Origin of the sequence: Ruegeria sp. HKCCD4315 (genome assembly GCF_013112245.1) — a bacterium.
Classification (GTDB): domain Bacteria; phylum Pseudomonadota; class Alphaproteobacteria; order Rhodobacterales; family Rhodobacteraceae; genus Ruegeria.
In genome coordinates this window covers 2729366-2750250 of the sequence record NZ_WVRN01000001.1, presented here as the reverse complement: position 1 = coordinate 2750250, position 20885 = coordinate 2729366, and the positions used below count along the sequence as shown (strand labels likewise).

The window sequence follows — 20885 nt, the reverse complement described above, 5'->3', positions numbered from 1 at the left end:
GCGCCTTGACTTTCCGGGCCTGACAGGGTGTATCGGCGCGACGAATTCTGCGCCCGAAGGGATATGATCCATGCACGCCTATCGCAGCCACACCTGCGCCGCTCTGACCGCCGCCAATGTCGGTGAAACTGTCCGCCTGTCCGGCTGGGTGCATCGGGTCCGAGATCACGGTGGCGTGTTGTTTATCGACCTGCGGGACCATTTCGGCGTGACGCAGGTACTGTGCGACGGCGACAGTGCTGCTTTTGCCGAGTTGGAGAAAGTCCGGTCCGAGTGGTGTATTCGCATCGATGGCACTGTAAAAGCTCGCGATGCCGACTTGGTGAACCCGAAGCTGCCGACCGGCGAGGTTGAGGTCTATGTGCGTGAGCTGGAAGTGTTGGGTGCCGCCGACGAACTGCCGCTGATGGTGTTCGGCGATCAGGAATACCCAGAGGAAACGCGCCTGCGCTATCGCTATCTGGACCTGCGCCGCGAAGCGATGCAGCAGAACATGACTCTGCGGTCGGACGTTGTTGCATCCATGCGTAAACGCATGTGGGATCAAGGCTTCCGCGAGTATCAAACGCCGATCATCACAGCGTCGTCACCCGAAGGCGCACGCGACTTTCTGGTGCCCTCGCGCCTGCATCCCGGTAAATTCTACGCTTTGCCGCAAGCGCCTCAGCAGTTCAAGCAGCTGATCATGGTGTCTGGCTTCGACAAGTATTTCCAGATCGCGCCCTGTTTCCGTGACGAAGACCCGCGTGCTGACCGATCGCCCACTGATTTCTACCAGCTTGACCTTGAGATGTCCTTTGTCGAGCAGCAGGATGTGTTCGACACGATCCAGCCTGTTCTGACCGGCGTGTTTGAAGAATTCGGCGGTGGCCGCAAGGTCGATCAGGAGTGGCCGCAGATTTCCTACAAGGACGCGGCCCTGTGGTACGGTACCGACAAGCCCGACCTGCGGAACCCTATCAAAATGCAAGTGGTCTCGGACCACTTCCGCGGGTCTGGTTTTGCAATCTTCGCAAAACTGTTGGAGCAGGACGGCACCGAAATCCGCGCCATCCCCGCACCAACCGGCGGCAGCCGCAAATTCTGTGACCGCATGAATGCGTTCGCCCAGAAAGAGGGTCTGCCGGGGATGGGGTATATCTTCTGGCGCGATCAGGGCGAGGGCATGGAAGCTGCTGGTCCTCTGGCCAAGAACATCGGCCCCGAGCGCACAGAAGCGATCCGTCAGCAACTGGGTCTAGGCGTGGGCGATGCCGCGTTCTTCCTGGGCGGCAAGCCGAAAGCTTTCGAAAAGGTCGCTGGCAAGGCCCGCGACGTGATCGGCGCGGAACTGAACCTCACCGAGAAAGACCGCTTTGCCTTTGCCTGGATCGTGGATTTCCCGATTTATGAGCAGGACGAAGAAACTGGCGCGATCGATTTCGAGCACAACCCGTTCTCGATGCCGCAGGGTGGCATGGAGGCACTTCAGGGTAACCCACTGGACGTGCGCGGATACCAGTATGACTTGGCCTGTAACGGGTATGAGCTGGTCTCGGGCGCGATCCGGAACCACAAGCCTGAGATCATGCTGAAAGCCTTTGAACTGGCGGGGTATGGCGAGGATGAGGTCAAGTCCCGCTTCGGCGCTCTGTTTAGCGCCTTCCACTATGGCGCACCGCCGCACGGGGGCTGCGCGGCAGGCATCGACCGGATTGTTATGCTGTTGGCCGATGAGGCCAATATCCGCGAAGTCATGATGTTCCCGATGAACCAGCGTGCCGAAGATCTGATGATGGATGCGCCCTCTGATCCAACTTCGGATCAGTTGATGGAGCTTGGTCTGCGCATCATCCCTCAGGACTAAGAACAATCGCCCGCATTAAGCGGGCGATTTTCATTTGGCGGCAGGAAACGTTCGGCGTATCAGTCCAGCGGGTTTTCCAGATGATCCCGATTGACCCGAATACTGCGTGCTGTCTGGCGCGTCTGACGATAAGCCCAGACACACAGAAGTGTTGCGGTAATGAAATAAGCCGTAATCATTTCAAATCGCTTCCCGCCGTTCCAATCGGTTCTGCACCATCCCAGCGACTTGCGCTGCCTGTGCTGTGAGCGGTGCCCCGCTTGCGCGTGACAGAGCCAGTTTGCGCGCGGCTTCGGTCAGCGGTTTATCTCCTGCCTCTCGTGCGACGCCTTGAAGGAACTGGGCGGCATAATCAAGGGTGTGTTGATCGTTGGGTCCGGTCAGGAAATCAGCGATATGGGCCATGTCATCCTGATAGGCCAACGGGTCCGGTTGGATGACCTCGTCCCGGATTGCATGTAACCCGCTTGGACGCCGATCCTCGGGCAACCGCTCCAGAATGGATTTCTGAAAGTAGGACATTGATTTTAGCGGCTTGGCCAAAAATCCATCCGCCCCGGCAGCCAGTGCTTGACTTTCGTTGGTATCATCGCCTGACAGGCCCATGATGACGCTGATACGGGGCGTTGCCTCGGACAGTTTGGCGATCAGGTCGGCCCCGGATCCATCTGGCAGACCCATATCGATCAATATGACCGAGGGGCGATAGATCTGCAGGTGCCGTCGGGCCGACTTTAGACAATCCGCGCGGCGAATACGTGCGCCGCTGTGTAGACACATAAGTCGGATTGCGTCGCACGCGTATCGGCTGTCTTCAACAACCAAAATGGTCTGACCCAGCAAGGGCCGCGTTGCAGTGGGCGTGACGGTGGTGGTGGCAAGTAGGCCCGAATCGTCCATGGCAGCTCTCCTATCCAGCAGATGCCTCACGCTAGGAACTTCTGGCTAACACGACGTTAACGCGCGATTTGGCGCACTTGTCCTTTGGCCTTACAGCCCCCATAACCCATGAAACGCAGGACATCAGGAGTGAGATATGATTGGACGTCTGAACCACGTCGCCATTGCCGTGCCGGATCTTGAAGCAGCTTCGGCGCAATATCGCAATGCGCTGGGCGCCAAGGTCGGTGCACCGCAGGACGAACCGGATCACGGCGTCACGGTTGTGTTCATTGAACTGCCCAACACTAAAATCGAGCTTCTGTATCCGTTAGGTGATGACAGCCCGATCAACGGCTTCCTGGAAAAGAACCCGTCGGGCGGCATTCATCACGTATGCTATGAAGTTGAGGACATTATCGCCGCCCGGGATCATCTGAAGGAAACCGGTGCTCGCGTTCTTGGCTCGGGCGAGCCCAAGATCGGGGCTCATGGCAAGCCGGTTTTGTTCCTGCATCCAAAGGACTTCAACGGCTGCCTTGTCGAGCTTGAGCAGGTATAACCCCCCAGCGCCGGAGGGCTTGAAATGACCATCACTGCCGCACTTGTACTGTTCGCCGTCATCTGGTTTCTGACACTGCTGATCGTGCTGCCCGTTCGCATTAAAACACAAGGCGATCTGGGCGATATCGTTCCGGGCACTCATGCTGGTGCCCCGGAAGTGCATCACATGAAGAAAAAGATGTGGATCACGACCGGTATTTCCGTGGTTTTGTGGGCCATCATTGCCGGTATTATTTTATCGGGACTGATCTCGGTCCGGGATTTCGACTGGTTGAACCAGCTGGAACCCCGCTGACCTAATGTCAGGCCCGTGGGCCTGACACTGCGTGATAAATGTGGGTGAACGTGGCTGCACCTATAATTGGAATCGCCAGATTGACCAGCGGCACCGACAGCGGAACTGCCATCAAGGTACCCGCCACCCAGATCATTGTTGAATGCTTGGCGCGCAACTTTCGCGCGCCGTCACGCCCGACCCGGCGCATGGCTGCCAACGTAAAATATTCCCGCCCCAGCAAGAAACCGTTCATCGCCCAGAAGATAAAGGGCGCCAGCGGGGTGAAAATCGCATAGAGAATGAACGCCAGCAGGTTGGCGACAATCAGCACGCCAAGAAAGCTGAGACCGTCCATAAGTGCTTCGGACACTGGGATGCGCCGCGCGGGTGGCAAGGTTGGAAAATGCTTGTCCTCAACTGCCTGGGCCACTTCATCCAGAAAGATCGACGTGATGGCCGAGGCCACAGGCACCATCAGGAAAACCGGCAATATCAGGACCAGCACGATTCCGGAATAGTTCAGAACGTCATTCAGCCAGGGGACAGCACCGATGAAGGGCAGGGAAATCTCACTGCCTGACAACCAGTTGATCAACCAGATTGCCCCGGCACTGGCAGCGATCAGGAGCAGGATCGTCAATCCGACACCCCGTAATAAGACCCCCCGGAATTTTGGGTCTCCGATCTGGCCAAGTGCGTTGAAAAAGGCGTTCAGGATTGTCATTCGCTGAGCCATTCCGTCAAGGTCGCCACATCAGGTCGGGGGCGCTCGGGCGGGGCCGATCCTTCGGTCGCGATATGGATCAACCCGGCCACGCTTTCGTTGTCTGCCAGTCCAAGCGCCTGGGTGCAGAAGTCGCGGTCATGGGTTTGCCAGCCCGATAGCCAGTTTGCGCCCCATCCTGCCGCCAGCGCAGCATTCAGCAGGGCCAGACAGACAGCTCCGGCAGAATAGGTTTGCTCAATTGCGGGGATCTTTTCGGACGGTTTTTGCACTTCGATCACCGCAACCGCCAAGTGCCCCATGTCGAACTGGCTGCGCGCTTTGGCGATGTCCTCGGGGCTTTTCCCCAGCTTTTGACCACATGCTTCGGTCAAATCTGCCAAACGCGGCATGGCACCCTTTTCCAAAACGATGAAGCGCCAAGGCTCTAACTTGCCATGATCGGGGCTGCGTGCAGCAGCGGTGAGCAAGGGCAGCAATTCGTCCCGTGTTGGGGCCGGAGCAATCAATGTCTTGGCGGGGCGGGACCGGCGCGACAGTAAAAACTCCAGAGCGGCGGGGCTTTTCAGGGACATATGTTAACTTCCTTTACATCACGACTCTGTATCTTGGTTGGCAACCCGCCCGATTCAAGGGTGTGCCGATGCATTGCGTGGATCATTTTCATTCCGACGCCTGTCATGCAAGGTTTTGAAGAAAAAGGGGTGACAATGGCGAAATCCAAACTGCGTGATCTGCCCGATCTCAACGCGCTGGCAACGCCCGGGAGGGTATTCAGCGTCAAGGTGACGCCCAAGGCAGCGCGGGATCGAGTGATCTGTGAAAAAGATCAGATCAAAATGTTTGTCACGGCCCCGCCCCAGAACGGTAAGGCCAATCATGCAGTTCTGAGTTTGCTCGCCAAGTGTCTTGGAGTTGCCCCTTCGACGCTGACGCTGAAACAGGGGCAGACCGCGCGAAACAAGGTGTTTCTCTATGACCCCTGAGGTCCGGTTTCCCGTATCTGATAAACGCCTTCGGGCAGGTCCAGCGCGGCAGCCAGATCGCGTACCTGTTCCGGCGACAGCGTGATCTTCTGAACCTGTTCTGTGCGTGGATCCAGCTGCTCTAGCGTAACGCATTCGGCGAAATTGTTGATCACGACATCTTCCTGCAAAGGTTTTTCACCTTCGTCCACAAGCGTAATGACCGTCGAGTCGAATTCATGCTCAATCGAAAACATGTGTCCACAGTGCAAGTCGCCGAGACGCAATGCAAGCCGTTCCTTGCCAGCGGCGCGGTGGCATCAGCTGACGGGGCGTACTATGTTGAAATGGCGGCCCGATTGGCCCAAAGGATGTAACATGCGCAGATGCTTTGTTTTACCGCTGTTCCTGCTGTTGTCGGCCTGTGCACAAGGTGTCTTCAGTGTACAATCGCCCGAGGACTGGCTGGGTGATGCGTCGGGTGCCGAACCGACGGCGCAGACCTTTCAGCAGGTTAGCCAGGCTGTTGGTGCGGAAGCACGAAAACAATGTCTTAAACAACCCAGACGCCAGAATTGTGAGTTCAGGATCCTGGTTGATCTAAACCCGCGAGCACCGGCAAACGCGTATCAGACTTTGGACGAAAACGGGCAGCCGGTGATTGTTTTCACGCGGTCTATGATCCGGTCCGCGCAAAACGCGGATGAGCTTGCCTTTGTCATGGGTCATGAAGCGGCCCATCATGTGTTGAGGCACATTGCCCGGCAAAGTGAAAACGCCAGCGCCAGCGCCGCAGAATTCGGCAGGCGAGAACAGTTGCGCGGCGGTGATGCAGCCGCCATAGAAGAGGCGCAAAAGCTGGGGGCCAAGGTTGGTGTTCAGGCTTACCTGAAGGATTTCGAGCTGGAGGCAGACCAGTTGGGTACGATCATCACCTACAATGCTGGATACAACCCGTTGGTTGGGGCGAAGTTTTTTGAGCGGATTCCGGATCCTGGCGACAAGTTTCTGGGAACCCACCCGCCCAATGAGCAGCGCGTTCAGATCGTGCTTGAAACCGCAGCACAGTTGGGTTTGACACAGTGAGCGGCCTTGTGCGTCTTGGGGTGATCCTGACAGACCGCGGTTCGAAATATGCGGTATCCGGGGCGGCAGTTGCTTCGCGGGCCGAGATCGACAGTGTTCTGAATGATCTGAAATCGGACAAAACCTATGCCAAGGCGACCCACAACACGTGGGCCGCGACTCTGCCGACCGGCGCGCTTAAGGCGGATGATGGGGAAAGCGGGGCGGGTATGGTGATCCTGCGCATGATCGAACGGGCGGAATTGAAGAACCATGTGATCATTGTCACCCGTTGGTATGGCGGCAAGAAACTGGGCGGCGACCGGTTTCGCAGGGTTCAGGATGCGACCCGCGCCTATCTGGATCACATCGGCGTCCAATCTTGACCTGTGTCAATGTTTGAAGGTGCAAATTCGCTACCTTTTTGCCAAAGCGCGAAAGGGAAAGGAAAACACTATGCCCACCCGAGAGACCCTGCGACTGCACGCCGGTTTGGTGGACGATATGGCCAGCATGCTGGACATTGATCTTGAAGAAGCGGCCATTGGCGGTTCGGTTTCAGTGGATCAGATTTCCGAGGCAGTTCTACGGTGCACCGACTGCCCGAACCCACAGCATTGTCAGGCTATGTTGAGCCAGGCGGCAACCGCACAGCGGGCGCCTGAGTATTGCCGGAACCAGGAATTACTCCATAAATTAATGCCTTAACCTAAAGGTTTGCCATGCCACGTCTAGGCAACATCATGACCCATTTGCGGCTTGTGCTGCGAATGGGGCAAGCCACCGGCACTGATCTGGCCGGGGCATACCGCAAAGGTCATTTGAATCACGAAGAATGGGCCGAGATCGTACAACAATGCCGGGGTTGCGCCTGGGCTCATGACTGCCCGGAATGGCTGGAGCAGAGGGGCCAGATCGATGAAGCGCCAAGCAGCTGCCCCAACCGAGAGCGATTCGCGGCACTTAAGGCGCAACAGCTGGAGAACGTGTGATGGCACAGGTCCCGCTGGGCGAAATTGAAAAGCATTTCTGGCTAACGCGGTCTGTCTCGCGATGTATGGGCATTTCATTGACCGAGGTGATGGCGGACGGTCGTTTGACACCAGAGGGCTATGCAGAATTGGTCACACGGTGTCGGGCTTCAAGTTGTGACGGCCAATGCGCTTTGTGGCTGGCTGATCAACAGGCATTGGTCGAAAAGGCCCCGGATTTTTGCGCAAATGCCGAGACCCTGAATGGTCTGAAGACCTGATCACAATTTACTATGGCTGCCATCGCATAGCGGTTGCTTTGCGCTATGTTTGCAAGCGCAGAAAAATACTTTTTTACTGGCATCTGCCGTATATTTTATTGGTTCAAATGCGCTGTCTTTGTGGGACCCGTCGCAAAACGGCTGTCGCGCAGATTTTCCACATGAGCACCAAAAATAGGTCTTCCCTTCGACAACCTCGACCGGAATCGGCGATTTTTGGGCAATGTTTGGCGCGTCTGACATGTGGCTTCTCCGTCTTTGGCTGATGTCGTGACAACAGTGTAGAGCAGTACTGCCAAAAAGGTAGCTTCGAAGCGGTAAATGCCCTTTCCCAAAGCTAAAACCGGCATGGAATCGCTTTGACTCACAAAGACGTGATCGATTCAGTTGCCAGATCGAAGCTCAGCCCGTATTCTGGATGTGGCCCCGAAAAGTTGGGCAATATCAGAAAAGTAATAGAGGATTGACGGACATGAAACTGAAACTCGCTGCCGTTGGCGCATTTGCCCTGATTCTGACTGCTTGCGCGCAGCAGGAAGAACCGACACCTGTTTATGTACAGCCCAGCTATGACAAAGCCGGCACACCCAGCTGTCCGGGCGGCTATGAGCTGGCGACAACCGAAGCAGGCCAGACTGTCTGTAACCCGGTTACTCAGTAAGCTTTTTGCAGGCGGTCCTGGATGGGGCCGCCTGTACCATTGCTCGATAGATGGCCGCCTTTGAGGCGGTTTTTTTATTGCAGGTAGTCAGTGTGTGCCGTTCAGCGGTTCAATATTTCCTGAAGCCGTATTTGTGCTTGAACCTCAATGAGTTGAACTTATGCCGTTTGATTTGCCCGTAGGGCACACGACCGATCACGCGCCGTTTCGGTGGGTAAAAGCGATAAGTTTTGTGGTGCTTTTTGTGGTGCACCTTCGGCTGTTTGACATGTGCTTTGGATTTTGGCGCAAGATAATAGCGCTTGATCTTGAGGTGGCCGGTCTTGAGAAAGCTAAGCTGCTTATCGCTGACCGCGATCAACCCGTTTGGGCCGCCCGTCGCCGTTTGCGCGGAAGAGGGCACTGCTAGACATAACGTGGCAATCAGGAACACCACGCTGTTCAGGCCGATTTTGACCTTTCCAGACATGAAACCCTCCGTGTATGGATTTCAGTCTAAGATCGCGTCTTTAGGTGCGTTGGACCAATAAACTCGCTTCACGCTTTGCCCATCTGTGGTGAAACAGGCAGGCGGAACAGTTCTAAGCGAGCTTACCCCAAAGATCGTATTCTCCGGCCTCGTCCACCTCAACCGTTACGATGTCGCCAGGATTAAGTGCTTCGAACCCTTCATCAATGAACAGGTTGCCGTCAATCTCGGGCGCGTCCGCTTTGGTGCGGCAGGTGGCGGCTTCGTCATCGACCTCATCCACGATGACCTGCAAGGTCTGGCCGACTTTTGCCGCCAGTTTGGCTTCGGAAATCGCTTGGGCCTTTTCCATGAAGCGATCCCAGCGCTCTTGCTTGACCTCGGCCGGGACGTGATCGGGCAGGTCGTTCGACCGCGCGCCATCCACGTTTTCGTACTGAAAGCAGCCGACGCGATCCAGCTGCGCTTCGTCCATCCAGTCCAGCAAAGTTTGGAACTCGGCCTCGGTCTCTCCCGGATAACCGACAATAAAGGTCGATCGCAGGGTGATGTCCGGGCAGATGTCACGCCAGGCCCGGATTTCGTCCAGTGTTTTGGCTGCGGCGGCCGGGCGGGCCATACGTTTCAAAACGTCGGGGTGCGCGTGCTGGAAAGGAATATCCAGATAGGGCAGCACATTGCAGCCCGCATCCGCCATCAGTGGGATCAACTCGCGTACATGCGGGTAGGGGTAAACATAATGCAGGCGCACCCACGCCTCCAACTGTCCCAGCTCCCGCGCCAGATCGGTGATATGGCTGCGCACGTCGCGGTCTTTCCACGGGTTCACATCATATTTCCGGTCCAGCCCATAGGCCGACGTGTCCTGCGAGATCACCAGCAGCTCGCGCACGCCGTTATCGACCAGCTTTTCAGCCTCACGCAGAACCGCATGGGCCGGGCGGCTGGCCAGTTTCCCGCGCATATCTGGGATGATGCAGAACTTGCACTTGTGATTACAGCCTTCCGAGATCTTCAGATAGCTGTAATGGCGCGGGGTCAATTGCACGCTGCTGGCAGGCAGCAGATCGACAAACGGATCGGGTGAGGGCGGCACGGCGACGTGCACCGCATCCAAAACCTGTTCATACTGATGCGGTCCGGTGACGGCCATGATGCGGGGGTGATGTTCCCGGATGTAATCCGGTTCCGCCCCCAGACAGCCGGTTACAATGACCTTGCCGTTTTCAACCAGTGCCTCTCCGATTGCGTCCAGCGATTCCGCCTTGGCGCTGTCCAGAAATCCGCAGGTGTTCACAATGACGGCATCGGCCCCGGCATAATCGGGCGAAATGCCGTATCCTTCAGCGCGAAGCCGGGTGAGAATGCGTTCACTGTCGACCAACGCCTTGGGGCAACCCAGCGACACCATGCCGATGGTCGGCTGGTCGGAACGGGGCGACTCGGTGATCCGGGCGGCGGGCGCTAGGTCGGGGCGGAGGTTTGGCGGGTTCGTTGTCATGGCGCGGCATATAGTGGGGAACGCTTCCCCTTGCAAATGTGACGTGTGATTTGAATGATCACGGCAAAGATAAGCCAAAAGGCGGAGAGCAGATCATGAAGTGGCTGATGCGCATTCTATTTGTTGTTGTGGCTGTTGCCGGGCTCGTCATTGGCGCGCTTTTGCTGATGCCCGGGGACAAGCTGGGCGCGATTCTGGCCGAGCAGGTGAAGGCGCAAACCGGGCGTGATTTGACATTGAGCGGGGACGTACGCTTGTCCTTCTGGCCCGTGCTGGGAATGGAAACCGGCCCGGTACGTTTTGGCAATGCTAGCTGGGCAGCGTCCCAGCCAATGCTGAGTGCAGACAGTCTTGCCGTCGGTGTGGACGCTGCTGCGCTGTGGAATGGAGATCTGCGTATCAAACGCGTGTTTGCTGAAAACCCGATATTGCGTCTGGAGCAATCACAGGGGCGGGCGAACTGGCAATTTGGCGCCCCGAGTTCTACCCAACCTGCCGAAACCTCTGGGGCCGCTGTGCCTGCGGAAACAACGGGTGAGGTCACCCTGGACCAACTAGAGCTGACAAACGCGCAGCTGATTTTCGTCGAGAATGGTATCACACAGATGGATTTTTCTGGTGTGACACTGGCCGCAAGCTGGCCCGAGGTCACATCTCCCATGATCATGCAAGCCACAATGGCTGTGCCTGGCGGAGCCGTTGAAGTTGACTTGAAAATCCCGGACCTGCCGGCCTTTTCCAATGGCGACGTCACGGCGCTGGAACTGTCTTTGGCTGCGCCAGGGGGTGAGATCGGTTTCGATGGACGTGTCAATCTGGCCGGTGAAATGGACGGTACAACAAGGGTCGAGGCTCGGGACAGCGAAAAGATGTTTGCAGCTTTTGGTCAGGCCGGTGTGCATATCCCGCCGGGTTTGGGTAAAAAGGCCAACATCGCCGCCCATATGACCTATACGCAGGACGGGCGCATATCGTTACGGGATATGACCGCGCAACTGGATGACAACCGATTTCTGGGTGAGGCAGATATTACCATTTCGGACCCACCACAGATCGTAGCCAGGTTGGATGCGGGTGATCTGGATCTTTCGCGAATCTCAGAATCAGGTGCAGCGCCGAGCGGTGTATCTCAGCCGAGTACCTCAGCAGTAGACGGGTGGTCGCAAGACCCAAGTGACGCCTCCGCTCTGGCACTGGCGAACGGTAAAATCCGCCTGACGGCAAACTCGATCGCTGTGCCGGGAATGGAATTTGGCAAAAGCGATCTGACCTTGTCTCTGGATCGCTCTCGGGCGGTTCTGGAAATGCATCCGGCCACGCTGTTTGCAGGTCAGTTGAACGGGCAGGTGGTCGCCAACAATCGCAATGGCCTGTCTGTCGGCGGCAAAATCTCGGCCAGCGGTATCGATCTGAAACAGGCGTTGACCACGATGGCCGGTGTTGAACGCTTGTCGGGCATGGCTGCGGGCAGTCTGGAGTTTCTGGGCGTTGGCCAGTCTGAGGATCAAATCATGCGTTCGCTCAGCGGCAAGGGAAACCTGGATGTCGGGTCAGGAGTGATTTCCGGTTTCGATCTGGATCGCCTGATGGGGCGAGGGACCGGATCGGGTGGAACGACCGTATTCAACAGCCTGACCGGCAGCTTCACCATGGATCAGGGCGTGCTGACCAACAATGATCTGCTCATGTCGCTGGAAAACTTCCGTGCGGATGGCACGGGAACCGTGGGACTAGGCGCGCGCGATATTGACTATCTCTTCACACCCGTGGCGCTGCGGGCCAACTCCGGTAAGGGCATATCTGTTCCGGTGCGCATCGTCGGCCCGTGGAGCAATCCGTCGATCAAGCCGGATCTGACCAAAGTCATCGAGGCGGCAGCTGACGTGAAGGTCAAGGAGCTGGAAGACGACGCCAAGCAGAAGGTTTTTGAGAAGGTCGGGAACGAGCTGGATACGACCATCACCGACAGCGACCAGATCGAAGATGCGCTGAAGAAAAAGCTGGAAGACGAGGCAAAAAAAGGTCTGCTCAAGCTGTTCGGCGGCAACTGAGTGCGGCGCTTGGGGCGAGGACACGCCCCAAGCCTTTACGGTCAGATGGTCTGGTCGTAGTCGCCAACACCAGGTTCAGTGCGGATCACAGCATCGATGTCGGCAAAGATCGCGCGCATTTCAGCTTCGCTTTCGCTGCTCTCGCACACAACCACCAGATTAGGGGTGTTGGACGAGGCCCGAACCAGCCCCCAACTGCCGTTGTCCAGAATGACTCGCGCGCCGTTGACGGTGACAACCTCTTTGATTGCGCGCCCAGCAAAGGTTTCGCCCGCATCGCCTTTGGCGACCAGCTTGTCGACCAAGCGCTGAAGGATATCGTACTTCTCGGTATCTGCGGCGTAAGGTGACATGGTTGGGGTCGACCAGGTCTTGGGCAGCGCCTTGCGCAGGTCCGACATGCTTTGATCCGGGTTGCGGTCCATAAGTTTGCAGATCTCGACCGCCACGCGCATTCCGCAGTCATATCCACGACCCACAGGCTCGGCCAGGAAGTAGTGGCCAGACTTTTCGAACCCGGCCAAAGCGCCAATTTCCTTAACGCGCCGTTTCATGTGGCTATGGCCAGTCTTCCAGTAATCCGCCTTGACGTCCAATGCCTGCAATTCGGGATCACTGGCAAACAAGCCGGTGGATTTCACATCCGCGACAAAAGTTGATCCGGGATACAGCTTGGCCAGATCACGGGCCATGATCACGCCCACCTTGTCGGCGAAAATCTCTTCGCCTTCGTCATCAACCACGCCGCAGCGGTCGCCGTCCCCGTCAAATCCAAGCGCCAGATCAGCGCCGCTGGATTTCACCGTGGCGGACATGTCATGCAACATCTCCATCGCTTCGGGGTTCGGGTTGTAGTTTGGGAAGCTATAATCCAGCCGGTTGTGGCTGGGCACGACCTCGACCCCGATCCGCTCGAAAATCTCGGGCGCAAAGGCTGAGGCAGTGCCATTGCCAGTGGCACAGACCACCTTCAGCGGGCGGGACATTTTGAAATCACCGACGAGGTCATCGATGTAAGCTTCCTTCACGCCTTCGACGAATTCGCATGATCCGCCTTCGTGCTGTTGACCTTCACCGTTCAGCACGATGTCACGCAACTCCGACATCTCGTCCGGGCCGTGGGTCAGTGGGCGATCAAAGCCCATTTTCACGCCGGTCCAGCCATTGGGGTTGTGGCTGGCCGTGACCATCGCAACAGCAGGCACATCCAGATGAAACTGCGCGAAATAAGCCATAGGGCTGAGCGCGGGGCCAATATCTTTCACGCGGATACCGGCCTGCATCAGACCAAGGATCAACGCGTTTTTGATGGCCAGCGAATAATCGCGGTAGTCGTTGCCAACGGCGATCACGGGTTCAATCCCACGTCTGCGCATCTGGGTGCCCAGACCCAGTCCAAGCGCGGTCATGCCGGGCAGGTTGATCTCTTCGGGGTATTTCCAGCGCGCGTCATACTCGCGAAACCCGGTGGGCTTGATCATCGCGTCGCGCAGAAAACTCCAGGTGTTGGGTGTCACCTCGGGGAGGGGTTTGGTCATAACAAGTCTCAATCGTTAAATTTGAATAGGATTCGCTTTGGCAAGCGCATCAAAACGCATCAATGTGTCAACAAGTTGGGGCATTTGGTCCAATGGGATCATGTTCGGGCCGTCAGAAGGCGCTTTGTCAGGTTCTTGATGCGTTTCAATAAAAACTGCGCCAATTCCCAATGAAACAGCCGCCCGGGCCATCACGGGCGCGAACTCGCGCTGTCCGCCGGACGAACCACCTTTGCCACCGGGTTGCTGGACTGAATGGGTCGCATCCATAACGACCGGATAGCCGGTTTTTGCCATTTGGGGCAGGCCGCGCATGTCAGCGACCAAAGTGTTGTATCCAAAAGATGTGCCACGTTCGGTCAGCAGGATGTTCTGGTTTCCAGTGCTTTCAACCTTGTCGACGATATTTGTCATTTCCCATGGGGCCAGGAATTGACCTTTCTTGACGTTGACGGCCTTGCCGGTATTGCCAGCGGCCAGCAGCATGTCTGTCTGTCGGCACAGAAAGGCAGGGATTTGCAGAACATCCACAGCTTCGGCTGCGAGGGCGCAGTGTGCCTCGGTATGGACATCGGTCAGGACCGGGATGCCCATCGTTTTGCGAATGTCATCCAGAACCTGCAGGCCCGCATCGATTCCCATGCCACGCTTGCCCGACAGCGATGTCCGGTTCGCTTTGTCGTAAGACGCCTTGAACACATATTGCGCACCGGCTGCGTCGCAGGCTTCTTTCATCTTGCCCGCAATCATTTGCGCATGGTCTGCTGTTTCCAGCTGGCAGGGGCCAGCGATGACAGTCAGCGGAAGGTCGTTGCCGACCGTCAGGTCGGAGATTTTTACATGTTTCATGGGTCTTATGAGGATACCTGTTCACGAAGGACCGACGCAGTAAGCGAGATCATGAGGTAGATACCAGCAAATAACAGGAATGCCAAAATCGTATTTTCAAACTTGCGCGGATAGCTGGGTTCCTGACTGGGAATAGGGTTCACCGAAACAGTCAGATACCGAACCTGCCGGTTGGCCTCGGACCGGGTTGTTTCCATTTGCTGCATTGCCGTTTGCAGCATCATATCCCGAGCCGCCAGATCGGCCTGGGCAATTTGTATGCGCACGCTTAGCCGGGCCAGCGAATTTTCGCCGGCAGATGCGTCCTGCATTTGGGCATTCAAATCTTCCAGCACCTTTTCCAGCCGGGCGATGTCAGCCTGAACACCATCTACTTTGGCTTTGTTCGGACGCAGATTGTCCTGCAAAGCCGCTAGCTCCAGCTCTTTGTCCTGAACCAGTATCTCGATCTCGTTGATGCGACTTCGCAGGCTGGCGATTACGTTTTCCGGATCCAGCACAGCGCCCTGCAACTGAAGTTCAATCAGCTCTTCCTGCGCCTGTTTGCGCGCCTCTTGAGCCGCCTCAAAGCTTTCAACCGCATCACGCATCTGGTCTTCACGTTTTTTACCGGAAAGCGCGTTCACCCTGTTTTCGGCGTACGAGATCAGACGCTCCGAGAACTCGGTCGAGGTCTGTGGATCCGGGGCCGCGACCTCCATCCGAATAACCCCTTCGGTTGGATCGTAGCCGATGGTGATCATCCGGTTGAACAGTTTGTACGCGTCCTCAAGTGACGCATCGGCGGCCAGCCTTTGAACCGGGTCGATCCAGTCCTGTTTGAAGACGTCCGAAAATCCTGCATCCTGATCCAGCAACAGCAGCGCCTCTTTCGATTCTAGAAAGGACTGCACGGAGATCGAGTCCTGCGTTGTGGCAAACTGAGTTCCCGCCAGCAAACCGCCAACACTGCCCGGTCCACCGTCTGCCTGCAGGATCAAAAACTCTGAATCGCTGGCATACATCGGGGTGGCGATGCGGTAGAAATAGAAACCCACGATAAAGGTCGGCAGAAACACAAAAACGGCCAGCCGCGCAAACAAGGCAAACAGTTTGCGCCTGCGTCTGCGTGCAATGTCTTTCTGGATTTCCCCGATCTCAAGGTTGCGTCGTTCAGCAGGGCTCAGCTCGGGTCCTGGTAAATTGGACTTTTTCGCACCCACAGCCTGCGGAAGTTTGATACTGACCTTGTCCTTGGTGTTGTTCTCTTCGTCGTTGGCCGAGGGCCTGGCGGCAGCAAGATCCAGAAGATTGGTGCGCTGGAACGGGTCAATGCCCTTTTGACGCAACAAACGCACCGCATCATAATCCGAGGTCGCAGCCAGCCCATGTTTCTGCGCCAACCGTCGCGCAATACGCAATTGGCGTCCCGTCAAACCTTCACGTTTGATGTCGTCCAACTGTGTTCCTGGCTGCGCCTGATCCGCAGCGGGTTGGCCTTGCGTTGCGTTGCGAATGCGCGAAATTGCGTCGGCCCGCGCTTCGGCGGAACCGTCGGCCTGCTGGTTGCGGCGCCAGTTGTACTTTCTAACCTTGGGATTCGAAGTCATATAACTGCTTAGCCTCTTCCAAGGATTCAAACATGTACAATTGCCCGTCCAAAAGGACGGCGGCTTGTTGGGCAAACTTTTCTAACACGGACGGGCTGTGTGATACGATGACCAGAGTTGTGGTGCGCAGTCTCTCTTTCAGGATCGAGCCGGCTTTTTCGTTGAACTCGACATCCGTTGATGCGGGCATCCCTTCGTCGATCAGATACATGTCGAAATCCAGCGCCAACATCAAAGCGAAGGTGAACCGGGAACGCATCCCCGAGGAATAGGTCGCCAGCGGTTGATCGAAATATTCGCCCAGACCACAAAGCCATTTGCAATAGGCTTCGATATAATCCGGGTCCATCCCATAGATCTTGGCGATGTAGCGCGCATTCTCAAGAGCGGACAGCTTTCCCGACACACCACCTGTGAACCCCATGGGGAAAGAGACGCGACATTCGCGTCGGATCACGCCCTCGTCTGGTTTTTCCAAACCAGCCATCATATTGATTAGCGTGGTTTTTCCAGTGCCGTTCGGGGCCAGAACCCCCAGTGACGTGCCCAGCTCGACCCGGAACGAGACCTGATCCAGAATCACCTTGCGGCGGGTTCCGGTCCAAAAGGACTTGCTGACATTGTCGAACTCTAACATTCGGGGCCTGCTGCTCGTGTTCCGTTGTGTTGCCGTTCTTTGGGACGGCCGGAGAAGGTTATTTTTACCGTTCCATGTTGGCTACATTATGTCGAATTATGAAACAAATGATCAATGCGTTGAGGTAAAACCTGTGACAACCTGATTGGCGGTGTGTCCGGCGGGCCTTATGTTCCCCGTCGTGACGCGTGGGCCAGAAGAGGTTTTGACATTAGATGGACAGTTTAGCCGACGAAATTCGGGCCTGTCGCCTGTGCGCAGACAGGTTTTCACAGACAGCAACGGCGCATGAACCACGCCCGGTAGTTTGGTTTCGTTCAGGCACACCAGTTCTGATCGCAGGGCAGGCGCCGGGTGCACGCGTGCATGAGTCGGGGCGGCCGTTCACCGACCCTTCGGGTGACAGATTGAGGCATTGGTTGGGGATTGATGAGACGATCTTTTATGACCGCGACCGCGTGTCGATTGTACCCATGGCGTTCTGCTTTCCCGGTTATGATGCCCGCAGCGCCGACCTTCCGCCGCCCGCCCTGTGCCGAAACACCTGGCATGATCGGGTGATGAGCGTTCTGGGCCAGGTGCCGTTGACCGTCCTGGTCGGGGGGCATGCGCATAAGTACCACCTTGGCGTACGCGGTTCGGTCACAAGCACCGTCCAAAGCTGGCAGGACCATGCGCCGCGGGTCTTTGCCTTGCCTCATCCGTCCTGGCGCAATACGGCATGGTTAAAGAAAAACCCGTGGTTCGAGGCCGAGCTTTTACCGGTTCTGCGCGCGCGGGTCCAAGAGGTGTTGAATGACTGAACCCACGGCGTTGGACGCAGCACATGCCGCGATGCAGGCAGATCCGCAAAACGATTCCGCCCGATTGCGATTTTTTGAGCGGCTGGCCGACAGCGAGCTGTTCCTGATGCTGACCGAGGAAGCGCAGGACGAGAATGTCTCGCCCGAATTATTCGACGTTGCGGACGGGCGCTTTGTGCTGGCTTTTGACCGAGAGGAACGGTTGGCGCAGTTCGCAGGTCGGCCCGTACCTTACGTGGCGCTTTCGGGGCGGGTGCTTTCCGGGATGCTGGCAGGGCAGGGGATCGGGCTGGGCCTGAATCTGGAAACTGCGCCATCCTCGATGCTGGTTCCAGCAGAAGCATTGGGTTGGTTGGCCGAAACGCTGCAAAACAGTCCAAAAGAGGTCGAGGAAAAACTGGCAGAGTTCATGCCGCCGTCTGGTTTGCCTGATAATTTGCTGACCGCTTTGGATACCAAACTGGCAACCGCAGGCGGGTTGGCCACTGCGGCCTATTTGGTAGCCACCAAGTCAGAAGCTGGCGCGCAGGGACATTTGTTGGGTTTTGTCGATGTTCTCGATGGGGCAGAGCCCGCGCTTGCCAAGGCCGCGTCCGAAGCGTTGACCTTTTCCGGGATCGAGGCGGGCGCGATGGATGTCGGTTTTTTCGCCGCCAGCGAGCCTGCTGCTGCGTTGTTGGCCAAGGTTGGACTTCGCTTTGATCTGCCCGAGCCCAAAAGCGTCAAGCAGGTAAGAGAGGCCCCCGGCAGTAACCCGGACAATCCGCCAATTCTGAAATAAATGTCTAAACGCATACACGCGGCGCAGACCGCACCGCGTGTTGTTGTGCTAGCGGGATTAGTTATTCCGCCGCTGGTTCCAGTTTGTCCTGCGTGCGGGTCTCGAAATCGCTGGCATCGTGGCGCTCGTGCAGCTGCGTGTGCGGCTCGCCAAAAGCACGGTTGACCATACGCCCGCGCTGAACCGCCGGACGGGCGTCAATTTCTTTGGCCCAACGCATGACGTTCTTGTACGATTCAACGTCCAGAAACTCGGCGGCGCTGTAAAGACGGCCCAATACCAGTTGGCCATACCAAGGCCAGATCGCCATGTCGGCAATCGTGTACTCGTCACCAGCAATATAGGTCTTGTCCGCCAATTCCCGATCCAGAACGTCCAGCTGCCGCTTGGTCTCCATCGCAAAGCGGTTGATCGGGTATTCCCATTTCTCGGGCGCGTAGGCGTAGAAATGGCCGAACCCGCCGCCCAGATATGGCGCGCTGCCCATTTGCCAGAACACCCAGTTCATCACCTCAGTGCGCTCAGGGCCCGACGCAGGAAGGAACGCGCCGAACTTTTCAGCCAGGTGAAACAGGATCGAAGCGCTTTCGAACACGCGCGTGGGTGTATCCCCGGACCGGTCCCAAAGGGCCGGGATTTTCGAATTTGGGTTGGCTCCGACAAAGCCTGAGCTGAACTGATCGCCCTCGCCGATATTGACCAGCCAGGCATTGTATTCAGCACCTTCGTGACCCAGCGCCAACAGTTCTTCCAGCATGACCGTAACCTTCACGCCATTGGGTGTGGCCAGTGAGTACAGTTGCAGTGGGTGGCGTCCGACCGGCAGGTCTTTGTCGTGGGTCGCTCCGGCAATCGGCCGGTTGATATTGGCGAACTGGCCGCCGCTTTTGCTGTCCCAGGTCCAGACCGCTGGGGGGGTGTACGGGGATTGGTCGCTCATCTCTTGCCTTTCTTGCCGTTATCAGGGCTGTCTTAAAGCTAATATTGCAAACCGCCGAGTCCAACCCGCTGCTGTTGGCTTATTCTGTAACAATCTCCGTCCAAACTCTCACGTTTTCTCGTGCCGGGTCACAGCGGCGTTAGGGGGACTACGAACTGCACGGGAATCGCATATTGTCTTGTCAGACCTGCCACAACGGCATCACGGACACAGTTGACCCGAAAAGGATAGACCACATGAAACGCTTTGCATTGACCTTCGCTGCGGCCATGGCTCTGGCGGTTCCGGCATTTGCCGGGCCTCAATATGTTGATGGCACCGGCTTTGCTGTCTCGGGCTACGACGTGGTTGCATATCGCAGCCTTGATCAGGTTCCGGTCGGCCAATCGCAGCCCGAAGCCGTGCGCGGAAAAGCCGACATTACTGCGGAATACAACGGTGCAACCTGGGCTTTTGCGACCGAAGAAAACCGCGACACGTTCCTGGAAAATCCGGCCTTCTATGCGCCGCAATATGATGGCCACTGTGCTTATGGCGTGTCAAAAGGCGGTAAGGTTCCGGCCAACCCCAACTTGTGGCGCATTGTCGATGACAAGCTGTACTTGAACATCACCGATGTGGTTGTTGGCTTTTGGGAAGAAGATGTGCCCGGCAACATCAACATCGCTGAAGGCAACTGGCCGGGCATCGAGTCCTCGGACGCATCGACAAGTGTGATCCCGAAATTCACTTCGGAAGGCCCGGTCACAAACTGATCGACGCCTTGGATTGAAAAATTCAAAGCCCGGCTGATCTGGCCGGGCTTTTTTGCATTCAGCCCGCCAGCCAGAATTGATCGCGGATGTCCTGATCGGCATCAAACCGGATCTTCACGCTCTTGGCGCCAGGAAATTTGCGTTCGCAAATCGTGTCCGGGATCACCACCTCTCCGGCACCGGTGTCCTTGGACTGAAAGCTCAGAATCTCTGCCTCGGTATGCCGCGCACCGCTCAGGACTGTTGTTGGCAAGGCCACACGATTTGCACCGTGATGCACGGGTGTGGTGACGAAATAGGTCAAATGCCGCCCGTAACAGCCTACCGCATCTGGAACATGGTCCGAAATGCACGCTTCGGGTACGTCAAACGCATCTGCTGGGCTGTGCTCATGAGACAAGACTTCCTCAGGGCTCAGCATTGCTTTGCAGGCGGCGATGTCTTCCTGCGGCAACTCAATGATCCGCTTTTTCAAACGCGGACGACGCGGTTGAGCCTGGCCAGCTTTGCCACCGCCCTTTTTCGTCAATCCTTCGTTGCGTAAGAAATCATAGGCGGCCTTGGCGCGCGAAAACCCGGAACTGTCCCCATCCCGGTGATCGGGATGCGAATGAAAGGCGATCTGCCGCCACGCCTCTCTGATTTCATTGGAACTGGCAGATGGGGGTAATCCCAAATCTGCAAGGGCATCAGTGCGCGCCCGCACTTTATCTACAGGTTCCATACTCAAAACACTCGC

The 20885-nt window shown here is 56.9% G+C and carries 27 protein-coding genes; 14 read left to right on the top strand and 13 right to left on the bottom strand.

Annotation, left to right across the window (positions count from 1 at the left end; all coding sequences use genetic code 11):
• The first annotated feature begins 70 nt into the window (after positions 1-70).
• Positions 71-1846, top strand: a complete 1776-nt coding sequence (gene aspS, locus GS646_RS13655) for an aspartate--tRNA ligase (protein WP_171186363.1) — start codon at positions 71-73, stop codon at positions 1844-1846.
• 180 nt (positions 1847-2026) lie between these two features.
• Here the strand turns inward: aspS and GS646_RS13650 are convergent, their stop codons facing one another.
• Positions 2027-2746 (bottom strand): response regulator, encoded by a 720-nt coding sequence (locus GS646_RS13650; protein WP_171186361.1) that lies wholly within the window; start codon positions 2744-2746, stop codon positions 2027-2029.
• 136 nt (positions 2747-2882) lie between these two features.
• On the opposite strand from GS646_RS13650, the gene mce reads away from it, so the two are divergent.
• Both mce and GS646_RS13640 read left to right on the top strand, forming a co-directional pair.
• Positions 2883-3287 (top strand): methylmalonyl-CoA epimerase, encoded by a 405-nt coding sequence (mce, locus tag GS646_RS13645; protein ID WP_170384716.1) that lies wholly within the window; start codon positions 2883-2885, stop codon positions 3285-3287.
• A 24-nt stretch (positions 3288-3311) separates the two neighbouring features.
• Positions 3312-3584, top strand: a complete 273-nt coding sequence (locus GS646_RS13640; RefSeq protein ID WP_171091626.1) for a DUF1467 family protein — start codon at positions 3312-3314, stop codon at positions 3582-3584.
• Positions 3585-3591: 7 nt separating this feature from the next.
• On the opposite strand, the gene GS646_RS13635 is transcribed toward GS646_RS13640, so the two are convergent.
• Together GS646_RS13635 and GS646_RS13630 are read right to left on the bottom strand one after the other, a co-directional pair.
• Positions 3592-4290 (bottom strand): EI24 domain-containing protein, encoded by a 699-nt coding sequence (locus tag GS646_RS13635; RefSeq protein ID WP_171186360.1) that lies wholly within the window; start codon positions 4288-4290, stop codon positions 3592-3594.
• The gene (locus GS646_RS13630; RefSeq protein WP_171186358.1) at positions 4287-4865 is read right to left on the bottom strand and encodes a nitroreductase family protein; all 579 of its coding nucleotides are present in this window, start codon (positions 4863-4865) and stop codon (positions 4287-4289) included. The genes GS646_RS13635 and GS646_RS13630 overlap by 4 nt, the downstream gene beginning before the upstream one ends.
• A gap of 135 nt (positions 4866-5000) precedes the next feature.
• Here GS646_RS13630 and GS646_RS13625 point away from each other — a divergent pair, with 135 nt between their 5' ends.
• Entirely contained in the window at positions 5001-5276 is a 276-nt protein-coding gene (locus GS646_RS13625; RefSeq protein WP_171647789.1) for a DUF167 domain-containing protein, read from the top strand.
• On the opposite strand, the gene GS646_RS13620 is transcribed toward GS646_RS13625, so the two are convergent.
• Complete coding sequence (locus tag GS646_RS13620; RefSeq protein WP_050604775.1) at positions 5264-5512, bottom strand: hypothetical protein; 249 nt, start codon at positions 5510-5512, stop codon at positions 5264-5266. The two genes, GS646_RS13625 and GS646_RS13620, sit on opposite strands and share 13 nt — an antisense overlap.
• Positions 5513-5633: 121 nt before the next feature.
• Between GS646_RS13620 and GS646_RS13615 the strand changes: the two genes are divergently transcribed.
• The 5 genes from GS646_RS13615 (at position 5634) to GS646_RS13595 (ending at position 7572) form a co-directional block, all read left to right on the top strand.
• Positions 5634-6341, top strand: a complete 708-nt coding sequence (locus tag GS646_RS13615; RefSeq protein WP_171186354.1) for a M48 family metallopeptidase — start codon at positions 5634-5636, stop codon at positions 6339-6341.
• The gene (locus tag GS646_RS13610) at positions 6338-6706 is read left to right on the top strand and encodes a YigZ family protein (protein ID WP_171647791.1); all 369 of its coding nucleotides are present in this window, start codon (positions 6338-6340) and stop codon (positions 6704-6706) included. The genes GS646_RS13615 and GS646_RS13610 overlap by 4 nt, the downstream gene beginning before the upstream one ends.
• A gap of 70 nt (positions 6707-6776) precedes the next feature.
• Positions 6777-7028: a DUF6455 family protein gene (locus GS646_RS13605; RefSeq protein ID WP_171092012.1), complete on the top strand. Its 252-nt coding sequence runs from the start codon at positions 6777-6779 to the stop codon at positions 7026-7028.
• A gap of 14 nt (positions 7029-7042) precedes the next feature.
• On the top strand, positions 7043-7312 hold the full coding sequence (locus tag GS646_RS13600) for a DUF6455 family protein (protein WP_171091614.1): 270 nt from the start codon (positions 7043-7045) through the stop codon (positions 7310-7312).
• Positions 7312-7572, top strand: a complete 261-nt coding sequence (locus GS646_RS13595; protein ID WP_171091612.1) for a DUF6455 family protein — start codon at positions 7312-7314, stop codon at positions 7570-7572. Before GS646_RS13600 ends, GS646_RS13595 begins: the two co-directional genes overlap by 1 nt.
• On the opposite strand, the gene GS646_RS13590 is transcribed toward GS646_RS13595, so the two are convergent.
• Entirely contained in the window at positions 7573-7815 is a 243-nt protein-coding gene (locus GS646_RS13590; RefSeq protein ID WP_171091611.1) for a CDGSH iron-sulfur domain-containing protein, read from the bottom strand. It lies immediately after the preceding gene.
• Between the two features lie 229 nt (positions 7816-8044).
• Here GS646_RS13590 and GS646_RS13585 point away from each other — a divergent pair, with 229 nt between their 5' ends.
• Entirely contained in the window at positions 8045-8233 is a 189-nt protein-coding gene (locus GS646_RS13585) for a hypothetical protein (protein ID WP_170346096.1), read from the top strand.
• A gap of 109 nt (positions 8234-8342) precedes the next feature.
• Here GS646_RS13585 and GS646_RS13580 read toward each other — a convergent pair whose 3' ends face one another.
• Together GS646_RS13580 and rimO are read right to left on the bottom strand one after the other, a co-directional pair.
• Entirely contained in the window at positions 8343-8702 is a 360-nt protein-coding gene (locus tag GS646_RS13580) for a hypothetical protein (protein ID WP_171186350.1), read from the bottom strand.
• 112 nt (positions 8703-8814) lie between these two features.
• Positions 8815-10203: a 30S ribosomal protein S12 methylthiotransferase RimO gene (rimO, locus tag GS646_RS13575; protein WP_171647793.1), complete on the bottom strand. Its 1389-nt coding sequence runs from the start codon at positions 10201-10203 to the stop codon at positions 8815-8817.
• A 95-nt stretch (positions 10204-10298) separates the two neighbouring features.
• Here rimO and GS646_RS13570 point away from each other — a divergent pair, with 95 nt between their 5' ends.
• Positions 10299-12254, top strand: a complete 1956-nt coding sequence (locus GS646_RS13570) for an AsmA family protein (protein WP_171647796.1) — start codon at positions 10299-10301, stop codon at positions 12252-12254.
• Between the two features lie 41 nt (positions 12255-12295).
• On the opposite strand, the gene GS646_RS13565 is transcribed toward GS646_RS13570, so the two are convergent.
• The 4 genes from GS646_RS13565 to GS646_RS13550 are packed head-to-tail and all read right to left on the bottom strand — an operon-like array spanning position 12296 to position 16867.
• Positions 12296-13792: a phosphomannomutase/phosphoglucomutase gene (locus GS646_RS13565; RefSeq protein ID WP_171647798.1), complete on the bottom strand. Its 1497-nt coding sequence runs from the start codon at positions 13790-13792 to the stop codon at positions 12296-12298.
• A gap of 15 nt (positions 13793-13807) precedes the next feature.
• Positions 13808-14641 carry a 3-deoxy-8-phosphooctulonate synthase gene (gene kdsA / locus GS646_RS13560; protein ID WP_171647800.1) on the bottom strand — a complete coding sequence of 278 codons (834 nt, stop codon included), beginning with the start codon at positions 14639-14641 and terminating at the stop codon, positions 13808-13810.
• Positions 14642-14646: 5 nt separating this feature from the next.
• Positions 14647-16230: a capsule biosynthesis protein gene (locus tag GS646_RS13555; RefSeq protein WP_171186341.1), complete on the bottom strand. Its 1584-nt coding sequence runs from the start codon at positions 16228-16230 to the stop codon at positions 14647-14649.
• Positions 16208-16867, bottom strand: a complete 660-nt coding sequence (locus GS646_RS13550; protein ID WP_171186339.1) for an ABC transporter ATP-binding protein — start codon at positions 16865-16867, stop codon at positions 16208-16210. Before GS646_RS13550 ends, GS646_RS13555 begins: the two co-directional genes overlap by 23 nt.
• 215 nt (positions 16868-17082) lie before the next feature.
• Between GS646_RS13550 and GS646_RS13545 the strand changes: the two genes are divergently transcribed.
• Together GS646_RS13545 and GS646_RS13540 are read left to right on the top strand one after the other, a co-directional pair.
• A complete protein-coding gene (locus tag GS646_RS13545; protein ID WP_171186337.1) occupies positions 17083-17670 on the top strand; it encodes a uracil-DNA glycosylase family protein in 588 nt (195 codons plus the stop codon).
• Positions 17663-18451 carry an SseB family protein gene (locus GS646_RS13540; RefSeq protein WP_171647802.1) on the top strand — a complete coding sequence of 263 codons (789 nt, stop codon included), beginning with the start codon at positions 17663-17665 and terminating at the stop codon, positions 18449-18451. Before GS646_RS13545 ends, GS646_RS13540 begins: the two co-directional genes overlap by 8 nt.
• A 61-nt stretch (positions 18452-18512) precedes the next feature.
• Here GS646_RS13540 and yghU read toward each other — a convergent pair whose 3' ends face one another.
• The gene (yghU, locus tag GS646_RS13535; RefSeq protein WP_171186333.1) at positions 18513-19391 is read right to left on the bottom strand and encodes a glutathione-dependent disulfide-bond oxidoreductase; all 879 of its coding nucleotides are present in this window, start codon (positions 19389-19391) and stop codon (positions 18513-18515) included.
• 236 nt (positions 19392-19627) lie between these two features.
• On the opposite strand from yghU, the gene GS646_RS13530 reads away from it, so the two are divergent.
• Positions 19628-20146, top strand: coding sequence for a YHS domain-containing (seleno)protein (locus tag GS646_RS13530; protein WP_171091582.1), 519 nt, complete (start codon positions 19628-19630; stop codon positions 20144-20146).
• A gap of 58 nt (positions 20147-20204) precedes the next feature.
• Here the strand turns inward: GS646_RS13530 and GS646_RS13525 are convergent, their stop codons facing one another.
• Positions 20205-20870, bottom strand: coding sequence for a J domain-containing protein (locus GS646_RS13525; protein WP_171091580.1), 666 nt, complete (start codon positions 20868-20870; stop codon positions 20205-20207).
• Positions 20871-20885: the final 15 nt, after the last annotated feature.